This is a genomic window from Proteus hauseri (assembly GCF_004116975.1).
Taxonomy (GTDB): Bacteria; Pseudomonadota; Gammaproteobacteria; order Enterobacterales; family Enterobacteriaceae; genus Proteus; species Proteus hauseri.
This window is the reverse complement of sequence record NZ_CP026364.1, coordinates 2,407,745-2,420,650: the sequence shown is the minus strand read 5'-3', so window position 1 is coordinate 2,420,650 and position 12,906 is coordinate 2,407,745. Positions and strand designations below refer to the sequence as shown.

Here is a 12,906-nt window from a genome sequence, read left to right as displayed (position 1 = left end):
TATCAGAATTTATTATTCGAGGTGTCATATTTTTAACCGAGTAGCGCATTTCTGCCGTAATCTGCTAGGGCGACAAACTAAGTCGTCAGACACACAACAACCGGTAGCAAGTGAAAGGCGAGTCACTACATCTGACCAACCTAAACAAGAAACACACAAACCTGTGCGTCGGCGTCCTGCCCCATCTGCAGACCGTCCCCGTAAAAAAAGTAGTAACAAAGAAAAGGCGAACGGGAGTGATTTGCCAATGACTGTGATCCCAAGAGATCAACACCCTATATCGCGTAAAGATATCAGTGATAATGCACTGAAAGTTCTTTATCGTCTAAATAACTCAGGCTTTCAAGCCTATTTAGTAGGCGGTGGTGTACGCGATTTATTACTGGGAAAAAAACCAAAAGATTTTGACATTGCCACTAATGCCACACCAGAAGAAGTTCGTCGACTATTTCGCAATAGCCGTTTAGTCGGTCGTCGCTTTCGTTTGGCGCATATTATGTTTGGCCCTGAAGTGATTGAAGTCGCAACATTCCGTGGCTCTCATGAAGACCATGTCATATCTGACAACAACCAATCTCAACAAGCACAAAGTGGTATGTTGCTGCGTGATAATATCTTCGGCTCTATTGAAGAAGATGCCATTCGCCGAGACTTTACTCTAAATAGTCTCTATTACGGTGTTGATGATTTTGCTGTACGCGATTATGTTGGTGGCTTAGCCGATCTTAAAGCAGGAATTATTCGTTTAATCGGCTCACCTGAAACACGTTACCGTGAAGATCCGGTAAGAATGCTTAGAGCTATTCGTTTTGCCAGTAAGCTTGATATGCGCATTGAGCCAGAAACGGCAGCGCCTATCAGCGAATTAGCCCCATTACTGCGAAATATTCCTTCTGCGCGCCTATTTGAAGAGTCGTTAAAGCTACTGCAAACAGGGCAAGGTTATAAAACCTATAAATTGATGCGTCACTTTAAGTTACTTGAGCCACTGTTCCCACAAATTGCCTCAAGAATAACAGAGCAACAAGACACACCAATGGAGAGAATGTTAGAACAAGTTCTCAAAAACACCGATTACCGTTTAAGTAAAGATATGCGTGTTAACCCTGCATTCTTATTTGCGGCGATGTTGTGGTACCCACTAATAGAACATGCAGAAAAACTCACACAAGAAAGTGGGCTTTCTTACTACGATGCCTTTGCAATGGCAATGAATGATGTTTTAGATGAGCAGTGTCGTACTATTGCCCTTCCTAAACGTATCACCACTATGATGCGCGATATTTGGCAATTACAACAACGTTTACCTAAACGCCAAGGCCGTCGTGCCAATAAATTACTTGAGCACCCTAAATTCCGTGCAGCATTTGATTTACTTGAGTTACGTGCAAATGTGCAAAGAAACCCAGAACTTGAAGCGCTGGCGACATGGTGGGCTGATTTTCAGGCATCAAATAATACTCAGCAACGTTCCATGGTTTCTGAGCTTGGCCAAGCACCAATGCGTAGACGCCCACGCCAACATAAACGCCCACGTAATCCTAATGCAAAAAATAACTCAGTGAGACAAGAAAACAGCAATGAGTAAGCAAAAACAACGAGTTTATATTATTCTTGGTAGTAATTTAAACTCGCCAGATGAACAGGTTAAATCCGCGATTAAAGCGATTAGCGAAATACCACAAACGGAGCTTATCGCCCAATCGTCATGGTATCGTTCGCGTCCTATGGGTCCACAAGATCAACCTGATTACTTAAATGTTGCTGTTGCTGTTGATACTGAATTAGCCCCAGAAGTCTTACTTGATAATACCCAAGCCATTGAGCTCGCTCACGGCCGAGTAAGAAAAGAAGGTCATCGCTGGGGGCCGAGAACATTAGATCTCGATATTATGTTGTTTGGTAATGAGGTTATACAAACGCAACGCCTAACTGTTCCTCATTACGGGCTAAAAGTGCGTGAATTTATGCTCTATCCATTAGCAGAATTAGCACCAAACCTGCGTTTCCCTGATGGTGAATTATTAACAGACAGATTAGCGCTCGTACCTGAAAACGGTATGGAAAAGTGGTAGTTTTACTTTAAATGCCTAACTGATGTTTAAGGTTGGTACTGTTGAAAATCAACGCAGTATCAACCCACTTCACCACTAACTCTTTATTTTCATTATTTCCTCTCTCTTTATTACTCCCGTTATTTGTATTTTTCCCTTCTCTTCTTTTTATAATTAATTTAATACGTTCATGTTTAATTAATTGATAAACATAAAAATATTTTATTATTTTTAATTTTTTATTATCCATCTAATTACTTTTTCTTCGTTTTTACGTCTTAAATGCTACAATCTGAGATTGTCATATATTATTTATGTCATATTTTCTTTAATAAACAAATAATTAAATGAAATAAATAATTTCATCCACACGCAAAAAACACACATCTCGGAGTTTGTTATAATGAAACCAACTACGCTTTCAACGCTCAATCGCTATAAGCAAGAAAAGAAAAAATTTGCCACTATCACAGCTTATGATGCGAGTTTTGCCCGTCTGTTTGCACAAGAAGGCATTCAAGCAATGCTAATTGGTGATTCATTAGGTATGACACTACAAGGTCATAACAGCACGCTGCCTGTGACCATAGAGCAAATTGCTTATCACACACGTTGCGTAAGAGCGGGCGCTCCAAATGCCTTCCTTATTGCAGATATGCCTTTTATGTCTTACGCAACGCCAAAACAAGCTTGCCTTAATGCCGCTATCTTGATGCAAGCAGGTGCCAATATGGTCAAAATTGAAGGTGGAAGCTGGTTAATTTCAACAGTAAAAATGCTCACCGAGCGTGCTGTTCCGGTCTGTATTCATTTAGGATTAACACCGCAATCCGTTAATGTTTTTGGTGGTTATAAAATACAAGGTAGAGAACTTGCAGCAGCAGAACAATTAAAACAAGATGCAATGTCACTTGAAAGTGCAGGTGCTCAACTGGCTGTTTTAGAGTGTGTTCCCGTTTCACTAGCGAAAGCAGTCACTGATGTGCTAACAATGCCTGTAATTGGTATTGGGGCTGGTAATGTAACTGATGGCCAAATTCTCGTTATGCACGATTTATTAGGATTAACACCTCAACCACCAAAATTTTCTAAAGATTTTTTACAAGAAGCGGGTTCTTTGCAAGGTGCAGTCAGCCTTTATGTTCAACAAGTTGAACAGGGTTTATTCCCACAAGAACAGCATACATTTAACTAATTACTCTCTGAATTAACTTATATTATTTAAAGGAGTCGCGCCGTGCTAATTATTGAAACTACGCTTATCTTACGCAGAGAAATCAAGCGATTGAAGCAAGAAGGTAAACGCATTGCATTGGTTCCAACAATGGGTAACCTTCACCAAGGTCACCTAAAACTGATTGAAGAAGCGCGCATTCATGCGGATGTCGTTATCGCCTCTATTTTTGTTAATCCACTCCAATTTGATAGAGAAGCCGATTTAGCTAACTATCCACGCACACTACAAGAAGATTGCGAATTATTACGTGATAAAAATGTCGATATCATTTTTGCACCTTCTGCCAAAGAGATGTACCCAAATGGGATGGAAAATCAGACCACTGTTGATGTGCCTGTACTTTCTACTATTTTAGAAGGAGCCAGTCGTCCGGGGCATTTCCGTGGTGTAACCACGGTGGTTAGCAAACTATTTAATTTAGTTCAGCCTGATGTTGCAATGTTTGGTGAAAAAGATTATCAGCAATTGCAAGTCATCAAAAAAATGGTGCATGATTTATGTATCGATATCAGCATCATTCCTGTTGCTATTGTGCGTGATAAAAATGGCCTTGCATTGAGCTCTCGTAATCGTTTGTTAACAGATAACGAAAAACAACAAGCGCCTGTACTTTATCAAGCAATACAAGAAATCGCTGAGCAATTAAAATCGGGTAATCACGACGTTAATCAGCTATTACAAACAGCAAAACACACTCTTGAACAGCAAGGTTTTCGTGCTGATGAGTGTTTTATTTGCGATGCTGATACCCTTACACCATTAAATGACGAGAGCCAACGCGCTGTGATTTTAATGGCGGCATGGTTAGGCAATACCCGTTTAATTGATAATCTACAAGTCAATCTTGTGTAATTAATCAGGTGTATTGGTCATTAGAAAATTAGGAAACACAACAATGCTACGCACAATGTTACAAGGCAAGTTACACCGAGTTAAAGTCACACAAGCTGATCTTCATTACGAAGGCTCTTGCGCTATTGATCAAGATTTTATGGATGCAGCTGGCATATTGGAAAACGAAGCTATCGATATTTATAACGTCGATAATGGTGAGCGTTTCTCAACCTATGCTATTTGCGCTGAAAGAGGATCACGCATTATTTCTGTTAATGGCGCTGCTGCTCGTCGTGCAGCCGTAGGTGATCGTTTAATTATTTGCTCTTATGTGCAAATTCCTGATAGTGATGCACGTAGCCATAAACCTAATATTGCTTATTTTGAAGACAATAATGAAATGAAGCGTATAGCAAAAGCAGTGCCCGTTCAGGTTGCTTAATTCGTCTTTTTATTATTATCTTCCTCAATGACCCACAAGTAGATGTTCCCTACTTGTGGGTCATATCCTTTAGTAACAAATAACTCTAGGTTATTATTTTCTTGTCTCGATTCACCTAATTCAAAATGAGATATAACGTTCAAAACCGTGTTTCTTCTCCCTTTTTACTCGCATATCTCCTTATAGCTTGTTATAAATCGGATAAGTATTATCTGACGATTCTTTACTAATAAAAATTATGATAAAAGTTGCTTTAGTTGATGATCACATTGTTGTGCGATCAGGGTTTGCACAGCTGCTAATGTTAGAATCCGATATTCATATCGTTGGTGAATATGCTAATGGACAAGAAGCGTGGCCCGATTTATTGCATAACGACATCGATGTTGCTGTTATGGATCTCTCTATGCCAGGAGAAAGTGGGCTTCAACTACAGAGTCGTTTAAAACAAAAACGCCCTGATTTTCGCACTATTATTTTAAGTATTTACGATACCCCCGCCTTTGTTCAAAGTGCGCTAGATTCTGGTGCTCGCGGCTATTTAACCAAACGCTGTGGACCTGAGGAGTTGGTGCAAGCTGTACGAGCAGTCCATCAAGGAGGATGCTATCTCTGCACTGATGCGATGAAAGCACTGCGTCATACACCAGAAAAAGAAGATGCCTTACAAGCTTTAACGCCACGAGAAAGAGAAGTGTTTAATCTTTTGGTACAAGGTGTCAATGTCAAAACTATTGCGTTACAACTCAACCTGAGCCATAAAACAGTGCATGTCCACCGCGCTAATGTGTTAGGTAAACTAGCCTGTGAAACAACAATTGATTTAGTCCACTTCGCATTAAAACATCAATTAATTGCTGGAACACTTTAATATGAAAAGAGGAATGCGTTTTCTTTTGCAATCCATCTTTTTATTACTCACCTACTCTTTACTCTGGCTTTCGCTGTGGATTATTGGCTTTTATTTGAGTAAAAATGGCCAGCAGGCTGCGCTATTTTTACCTCAAGGTTTGCGCCTTGCATTGGTTATTTTACTCTGGCGACGATTTTGGTTACCCATGTTATTTGCCGAATGGGGGCTTTATTATTGGTTAGCACAAGAGCAATTAATTACCCACTCTATTATTTATCTCTCTCCCGTATTAAGCCTAATCATCGCGTTAGAAGTTCAGCGCATTTGGTGGCGATATCCTCTTTATTGGCAACGTTTAACACTATTAATTGGCGCTGTGGGTTTTAATAGTTTATTACAAGCCTTTATGCTTGGTTTTTATTTGAATACCACCAGCGGTATTTTCCTCACTTCTGTTACCGGTGGAATATTACTCGCACCCTTTGTATTTTTACTTTATGAATATCTACGGGAATTACAAAGCCGAATTTTAATTCCAGACGGCACACCTGATCCGCCATTAAGAACTTCATTATTAATGTGGGGATTTCTATTTTGCATTATTGGATTAAGCGCCCAGTTTTTTTTAACACCTGAAATAGAGCGCTTATTAGTTATTTTGGTCTTTATTCCTAATGTCTTTATGGCTTACCGCTATGGCTGGCAAGGCGGCGTATTATCCGCCCTTTTAGGAAGTTTAATTATTACTTTTGCTCGCCAATTTAATGGTGCATTTGATGATTTGCGTGAGTTAGAAATGTTTTTAACTACGCAAGCCATTATTGGCATCGGTTTAGGTATCGCCATTAGTCGGCAACAACAGTTAGCCCATAATTTACGCCATTATCGCCATCGACTAGAACAAGAGCTACAAGCAAGGCGCGTATTAATGGAAAAATTAGTTCATACCGAAGAAGATGTAAAAAAAGCGATAGCGAGAGAGTTGCATGATGAAATTGGGCAGAATATTACAGCTATTCAAATTCAATCGATGCTAATGAAAAAAACCGCTACCAACGATAAAACACGTCAAACAGGCGAGCAAATTGAGCGATTAGCTCAGCAAATTCATCAATCAACGCGCCAACTTTTGCGCCAATTACGCCCCCCTGTTTTAGAAGAGATGTCGCTCGAAAAAGCACTACATCATTTAATTAATGAATTCTCATTTGCTGAAAATAATATTACTTGTCATTTCAATTACTCTCTCGATAAAGAGCCTGAAAATGAAACCGTTATTTTCACACTTTACCGTTTAGTACAAGAGCTGCTTAATAATATTAGTAAACATGCTGATGCGACACATATTCAAATTTCATTAACCCAAACGCAAAACCAATTGCGGTTGGTGATTAGTGATAACGGTATCGGTATGTTACCAATACAACAAAATAGCGGATTTGGCTTGCGCGGTATTGAAGAACGTATTCGTGCTTTAGGGGGAGATTGGAGTGTGACAAGTCATAATGGTACGAAAATAATTGTTAACTTACCCACAAATTCAGAAGAAAACAGTGAAAACTAAGACTTTTTCTTAGTCATCTACAACCTTCTCTCATTCTTTTACTCGACATTTTTTTTACATTTATAGCATCAGAGAGGATGTTATGGCAGGTAAAAACTCGGCATCAATTAATAAGACCTATGATTTTTGGCGCAAAAATTTAATGCTGTCGATGATCATTGGCTATGCCACCTTCTATCTCACACGTAAAAGCGTCAATTTTGTTATGCCTGTTATGCAGATTGAATTAAATCTGGATAAAGGAGATATCGGCTGGATAGCTAGCTTATTTTATCTGACTTATGGCTTATCAAAATTCTTCTCTGGTATTTTCCATGATCAGACGGGATACCGCTGGTTTATGGGCGCAGGATTAGTGATGACAGGAGTGATGAATATTATTTTCGCCTACTGTTTGTCTTTTCCTGCGCTACTTTTGGTCTGGGCACTTAATGGTTTCTTTCAAGGATGGGGATGGCCCCCTTGTGCAAGGTTATTAACTCACTGGTATTCACGTAATGAACGTGGTTTTTGGTGGGGGTTGTGGAATATATCAATCAACCTTGGTGGTATGAGCCTTCCCATTTTAGCAGCATGGTTAGCAACACATTATAGCTGGCAAATTGCACTGCTTATTCCCGGAATTATTGGCATTGTAATGGGCTTTTGGTTATGTGTACGATTAACAGGAACCCCCGCTGAAGAAGGGCTTCCAACTGTAGGTGTATGGCGACGCGATATATTAGAACTACGCCAAGAACAAGCTTCGCCAGCTAAACCTATGCTAAATATCTTGAAAGAGAGCATTTTATTTAACCGAATGATTTGGTTACTAGGATTTTCTTATATTTTAGTTTATCTGATACGGATGGCGATAAATGATTGGGGAAATATCTGGTTATCAGAAACACATGGCGCAAACTTATTAAGTGCGAATGCTATTCTCTCTTTATTTGAAGTGGGGGGCTTATTAGGCGCGTTATGTTCCGGCTGGGGTTCGGATTTATTATTCCGAGGCCAACGAGCACCGATGATATTGCTGTTTTCACTGGGACTTTTTACTGCTGTAACAGCACTTTGGTTAATACCTATTCATCATTATGCCCTGCTCGCAGCCTGTTTTTTCAGTATCGGTTTTTTTGTGTTTGGACCTCAGATGTTAATCGGGCTTGCTGCTACAGAATATTGTCATAAAAACGCAGCAGGAACGGTAACAGGCTACTTGGGATTGTACGCCTATTTAGGGGCGGCAATGGCAGGTTGGCCGTTAAGTCAGGTCATGGCGCATTATGGTTGGACTGGGATGTTTGCATTATTAACCAGTGCTGCGGCCTTAATGGGACTACTACTTATGCCTTTACTGATTGCTGATGTCAGTAAACGAGAACATTCGGTAGGCCCACTTTCATTTTCCGATGACGACACATTTAAAAGGTTCTGAACATGAAACTGAAAACCCTCTCTACGCTCGTTGCGGCAGGACTTGCCCTTTCTGCCGTTAGTTTGTCATCTCATGCTGCGGGTCGCTTAGTGGTCTATTGTAGTGCGACTAATGCTATGTGCGAGGCTGAAACTAAAGCCTTTGCTGATAAGTATGATGTTAAAACCACCTTCGTTCGTAATGGTTCTGGTAGTACGCTGGCTAAAATTGAAGCTGAAAAACGTAATCCTCAAGCTGACGTTTGGTATGGCGGTACGATGGATCCTCACTCACAAGCGGGTGAAATGGATCTATTAGAGCCTTATATCTCCCCGAATCTTGATCAGATCATGCCGCAATTCCGTGATCCGGCTAAACGCAAAGGAAACTACTCTTCTGCAGTTTATGTTGGTATTTTAGGTTTTGGCGTCAATAAAGATCGCTTAAAAGAAAAAGGTATTGCTGTTCCAACCTGTTGGAAAGATTTGATCAAACCTGAATATAAAGGCGAAATTCAAATTGCCGATCCACAAAGCTCAGGTACTGCTTACACTGCCCTTGCCACTTTTGATCAACTATGGGGAAGAGAACAAGCCTTTGATTATCTAAAAAAATTAAACACTAACATCTCCCAATATACTAAATCGGGTATTGCCCCAGCACGAAATGCAGCGCGTGGCGAAGCTGCAATTGGTATTGGTTTCTTACACGATTACTCACTAGAAGTTGAAAATGGCGCACCACTTGAACTGATTTCACCTTGCGAAGGTACTGGTTATGAAATCGGTGGTGTGAGTATTATCAAAAATGCCCGTAATATGGATAACGCCAAATTATTCGTAGATTGGACACTCTCTAAAGAAGCTCAGGAAATTAGTTGGAAAGAGGGTAAATCTTACCAAATTCTCACTAATACCTCGGCTGAATCCTCACCAATGGCACTGAAATTAGCTGACCTAAAACTGATTAACTACGACATGGATAAATATGGCGATAGTGATGTACGTAAGGAGCTAATTAATAAGTGGGTTACCGAAGTAAAAATGGGTAAATAGCCATTATGAGGGCGAGAGATCTTCTCGCTCTCTTTTTTCATAATAATAAATAGATTTGCTATCGGGGGATTTATGTCTCACACACTCGCTATACCTGAAAAAAAGAGGCGGGATCCCATATTTTTATGGATCCTGATTGCATGGGCTGCATTTGCACTGCTGCCATCGTGGAGCCTAGATTATGGTCTTTTTGATTCTACACCAGACGAACTGCTCACCGCTTATGGCTGGAGCAACCTAAATATCAGTTTACTTTGGTTTTTATTACCAAGCTTGCTGCTCTTTCGTCCATTTACGGCTGCAAAACGAGAAAACCGTTCTCGTCACTATTTTGATGCTGGTTTTGCACTATTTTGCGCATTTATCACAATAGTCACTGCCACGCTAGAAGGCCGAGGGCTAGGTTATTCAGCCATTGTGCTATTTATCTCATTAGGCATGATAGCAAAACACGCTTTAACACGTTTAGAGTGGTTAGGGGGTGATAGCTTTGTTATCGGCTCACTCATCACCGTTGTTGCACTGATTGGCGCATTTATTATCTTCCCAAGTATCGCAATCTTTATTCCAATGTTTAAAGATAGTGCGGGAAATTTTGCACCTTTTGAGTTTATCGCTATCTTAAGCCAAGCACATATTGTGCAGGTAATGATTAACTCTATTTTTCTCTCAATGGCTGTGGGTGTTGGCTGTACTTTCTTTGGGCTTATTCTTGCCATTTATACCTCGCGTATTGCGGTACGCTCAGCGATTATTGGCCGTATTTTCTCTATTTTACCTATCGTTACACCGCCTTTTGTTGTTGGTTTAGGTGTTACACTGATGATGGGGCGTTCTGGCTATATCACCGAATTTCTCGCGACTTATGCTGGGCTTGAAAATACCAACTGGTTATATGGTTTTACGGGGATTTGGCTAGCTCAAGTCTTAGCGTTTACGCCAATGTCTTTTATGATTTTAGATGGTGCAATTAAAACCATTCATCCATCATTAGAAGAGGCTTCTTACACTCTAAGAGCAAATCGTTATCAGACCTTCTTTAACGTTTTTATGCCATTACTAAAACCGGCTCTTGCTAACGCATTTTTAATTGTTGTAGTGCAATCTCTTGCTGACTTTAGTAACCCATTAGTGTTAGGTGGCAACTTTGACGTTATCGCCACACAAATTTATTTTTACATCACCGGCTCTCAACTTGATTATCAATCGGCCAGTACATTAGGCGCATCACTATTAGTGTTCTCATTATTGGTGTTCTGCATACAGTATATGTGGATTGGTAAACGCTCTTATGTCACCGTTTCAGGTAAATCCTATCGTGGTGATGTTCAACCATTACCTTCTTCACTTATTGCTTTTGTCACTTCTGTACTGGGTATCTGGGTTGTCTTTAACATCTTGCTTTATGGCAGTATTTTCTACGGTAGCTTTACGGTTAACTGGGGAGTGGATTACACCTTAACGCTAGATAATTTTATTAAATTATTTGGTCAAGGAATGAGTGATGGTGCATGGCCTTCGTTACTTGATACCTTACTATATGCGGGTATTGCTGCGCCAATTACGGCAATTCTTGGACTGCTAATTGCTTATATTGTTGTTCGCCAAGATTTTAAAGGTAAAAAAAGTATCGAATTTACCACCATGCTCTGTTTTGCCGTGCCAGGAACCGTAGCGGGGGTTTCTTATATTCTTGCCTTTAATGACTCACCATTCTATTTAACGGGTACAGCAGCTATTGTGATTATTTCAATGACGATGCGTAACGTCCCCGTTGGTATTCGCGCGGGTATTGCGGGTCTTGGGCAAATTGATAAATCCCTTGATGAAGCCTCTTTAAGTTTAAGAGCCAACTCAATGCGAACCATCTTCTATGTGCTATTACCGTTATTGCGTCCAGCAATTTTATCAGCACTGATTTATAGCTTTGTTCGTGCCATTACAACAGTCAGTGCCATCGTCTTCCTTGTAACACCGGATACCCGAGTGGCGACAGCCTATATTTTAAACCGTGTTGAAGATGGTGAATACGGTGTCGCAATTGCCTACGGTTCTATCTTAATTGTAGTAATGCTGGCAATTATCTTCTTATTTGACTATTTGATTGGCGAAGCCCGTGTTTCACGCTCTAAAGCCAAAAATGCACAGTAATACGGAGTATAAATCATGACACAACAACATTTCGTTGAACTGAAACATATCGTTAAGCGTTTTGGCACTAATACGGTGATTGAAGATTTGAGCCTTTCCATTCCACAAGGTCAAATGGTCTCGCTATTAGGGCCATCTGGTTGCGGTAAAACCACCGTATTACGCCTTGTTGCTGGTTTAGAAAAACCGACTGAAGGTAAGATTTTTATCGATGGTGAAGATGTTACTGATAGATCAATCCAGCAACGCGATATTTGTATGGTATTTCAGTCCTATGCGCTATTTCCGCATATGTCTTTAGGAGAAAACATTGGTTATGGTTTAAAAATGCTGGGACGTCCTAAAGCAGAAATTAAACAGCGTGTTTCTGAAGCCTTAGAGCTGGTGGATTTAGCCGGTTTTGAAGACCGTTTTGTTGACCAAATTTCAGGAGGTCAGCAACAACGAGTGGCATTAGCGCGAGCATTAATTTTAAAACCTAAAGTACTGTTATTTGATGAGCCACTCAGTAACCTTGATGCGAACTTGCGTCGTAGTATGAGAGAGAAAATTCGTGAGTTACAACAGCAGTTTAATATCACTTCTCTTTATGTTACCCATGACCAAAGTGAAGCCTTTGCGGTATCTGATAGGGTGTTGGTAATGAATAAAGGTAAGATCATGCAATTAGGATCACCACAAAACCTTTATCGCCAACCCGCATCTGAATTTATGGCCAGTTTTATGGGAGATGCCAACTTATTCCCAGCAACATTGGGGGCGGATTATGTTGAAATTTTTCAATATCGCTTACCTCGCCCAGAGACCTTTACGACAAGTAAAACTCAAGTAAGAGTAGGCGTTAGGCCTGAAGCCATTACACTATCGACACAAGGTGAACTTTGTCAGCAATGCAAAATTGTGCATGTTGCTTATATGGGGCCACAATACGAAGTTACAGTGCAATGGCAAGGACAAACACTTTTACTCCAAGTCAATGCAACCCAGCTACAACCAGATGTTGGTGACACTTATTACTTACAAATTCATCCTTATGGGATGTTTATTTTGGAATAACAACAATCTGCTGATCACCAAATAGTTGAGGCACCCAGTGGGTGCCTCTGTTTTAGTTATAATACACAACATTGTTTCCCTGGTGTGGGACATTCTGGTGTTAATACTGATGTGACACACAGTGTTTTATTACTGCATTACTCTATTATTATTTTATAAAACTGATTTATTTAGATACTTAGCACTACTTTTTTATTACTACTTTATCTTGTAGCTTTATCTTCTTTCTTTATTTTTAGCGCTATACAAAAGAGCAATATA

General features: G+C 40.1%; 12 protein-coding genes. 11 read left to right on the top strand and 1 reads right to left on the bottom strand.

All coding sequences use genetic code 11. The features are described from left to right. The first annotated feature begins 28 nt into the window (after positions 1–28). Both pcnB and folK read left to right on the top strand, forming a co-directional pair. Complete coding sequence (pcnB, locus tag PH4a_RS10995) at positions 29–1,588, top strand: polynucleotide adenylyltransferase PcnB (RefSeq protein WP_420874842.1); 1,560 nt, start codon at positions 29–31, stop codon at positions 1,586–1,588. Continuing rightward, positions 1,581–2,075: a 2-amino-4-hydroxy-6-hydroxymethyldihydropteridine diphosphokinase gene (gene folK, locus PH4a_RS10990; protein ID WP_064719128.1), complete on the top strand. Its 495-nt coding sequence runs from the start codon at positions 1,581–1,583 to the stop codon at positions 2,073–2,075. The genes pcnB and folK overlap by 8 nt, the downstream gene beginning before the upstream one ends. Positions 2,076–2,082: 7 nt before the next feature. On the opposite strand, the gene PH4a_RS10985 is transcribed toward folK, so the two are convergent. Continuing rightward, positions 2,083–2,304 (bottom strand): hypothetical protein, encoded by a 222-nt coding sequence (locus tag PH4a_RS10985; protein WP_129039757.1) that lies wholly within the window; start codon positions 2,302–2,304, stop codon positions 2,083–2,085. 153 nt (positions 2,305–2,457) lie between these two features. On the opposite strand from PH4a_RS10985, the gene panB reads away from it, so the two are divergent. The 9 genes from panB (at position 2,458) to fbpC (ending at position 12,645) form a co-directional block, all read left to right on the top strand. After that, positions 2,458–3,249 carry a 3-methyl-2-oxobutanoate hydroxymethyltransferase gene (gene panB, locus PH4a_RS10980; RefSeq protein WP_129039755.1) on the top strand — a complete coding sequence of 264 codons (792 nt, stop codon included), beginning with the start codon at positions 2,458–2,460 and terminating at the stop codon, positions 3,247–3,249. Positions 3,250–3,291: 42 nt separating this feature from the next. Then, positions 3,292–4,143, top strand: coding sequence for a pantoate--beta-alanine ligase (panC, locus tag PH4a_RS10975; RefSeq protein WP_129039753.1), 852 nt, complete (start codon positions 3,292–3,294; stop codon positions 4,141–4,143). Between the two features lie 43 nt (positions 4,144–4,186). Next, positions 4,187–4,567 (top strand): aspartate 1-decarboxylase, encoded by a 381-nt coding sequence (gene panD, locus PH4a_RS10970; protein ID WP_064719124.1) that lies wholly within the window; start codon positions 4,187–4,189, stop codon positions 4,565–4,567. Positions 4,568–4,805: 238 nt separating this feature from the next. Further along, the gene (locus PH4a_RS10965; protein ID WP_129039751.1) at positions 4,806–5,438 is read left to right on the top strand and encodes a response regulator transcription factor; all 633 of its coding nucleotides are present in this window, start codon (positions 4,806–4,808) and stop codon (positions 5,436–5,438) included. 1 nt (position 5,439) lies between these two features. After that, complete coding sequence (locus PH4a_RS10960) at positions 5,440–6,984, top strand: MASE1 domain-containing sensor histidine kinase (protein WP_129039749.1); 1,545 nt, start codon at positions 5,440–5,442, stop codon at positions 6,982–6,984. Positions 6,985–7,051: 67 nt separating this feature from the next. Next, a complete protein-coding gene (gene uhpC / locus PH4a_RS10955; RefSeq protein ID WP_275658110.1) occupies positions 7,052–8,404 on the top strand; it encodes an MFS transporter family glucose-6-phosphate receptor UhpC in 1,353 nt (450 codons plus the stop codon). Positions 8,405–8,406: 2 nt separating this feature from the next. Beyond that, positions 8,407–9,438, top strand: coding sequence for an ABC transporter substrate-binding protein (locus PH4a_RS10950; RefSeq protein WP_129039747.1), 1,032 nt, complete (start codon positions 8,407–8,409; stop codon positions 9,436–9,438). Positions 9,439–9,510: 72 nt separating this feature from the next. Beyond that, positions 9,511–11,589 carry an ABC transporter permease gene (locus tag PH4a_RS10945; RefSeq protein ID WP_064719119.1) on the top strand — a complete coding sequence of 693 codons (2,079 nt, stop codon included), beginning with the start codon at positions 9,511–9,513 and terminating at the stop codon, positions 11,587–11,589. A gap of 15 nt (positions 11,590–11,604) precedes the next feature. Then, complete coding sequence (gene fbpC, locus PH4a_RS10940) at positions 11,605–12,645, top strand: ferric ABC transporter ATP-binding protein (RefSeq protein ID WP_129039744.1); 1,041 nt, start codon at positions 11,605–11,607, stop codon at positions 12,643–12,645. The last annotated feature ends 261 nt before the right edge of the window (positions 12,646–12,906 follow it).

Coding starts and splice junctions, on each gene's coding strand:
- folK (WP_064719128.1), top strand. CDS start 1,581: ATGAGTAAGCAAAAACAACGAGTTTATATTATTCTTGGTAGTAATTTA.
- PH4a_RS10985 (WP_129039757.1), bottom strand. CDS start 2,304: ATGGATAATAAAAAATTAAAAATAATAAAATATTTTTATGTTTATCAA.
- panB (WP_129039755.1), top strand. CDS start 2,458: ATGAAACCAACTACGCTTTCAACGCTCAATCGCTATAAGCAAGAAAAG.
- panD (WP_064719124.1), top strand. CDS start 4,187: ATGCTACGCACAATGTTACAAGGCAAGTTACACCGAGTTAAAGTCACA.
- PH4a_RS10965 (WP_129039751.1), top strand. CDS start 4,806: ATGATAAAAGTTGCTTTAGTTGATGATCACATTGTTGTGCGATCAGGG.
- PH4a_RS10960 (WP_129039749.1), top strand. CDS start 5,440: ATGAAAAGAGGAATGCGTTTTCTTTTGCAATCCATCTTTTTATTACTC.
- PH4a_RS10950 (WP_129039747.1), top strand. CDS start 8,407: ATGAAACTGAAAACCCTCTCTACGCTCGTTGCGGCAGGACTTGCCCTT.
- PH4a_RS10945 (WP_064719119.1), top strand. CDS start 9,511: ATGTCTCACACACTCGCTATACCTGAAAAAAAGAGGCGGGATCCCATA.
- fbpC (WP_129039744.1), top strand. CDS start 11,605: ATGACACAACAACATTTCGTTGAACTGAAACATATCGTTAAGCGTTTT.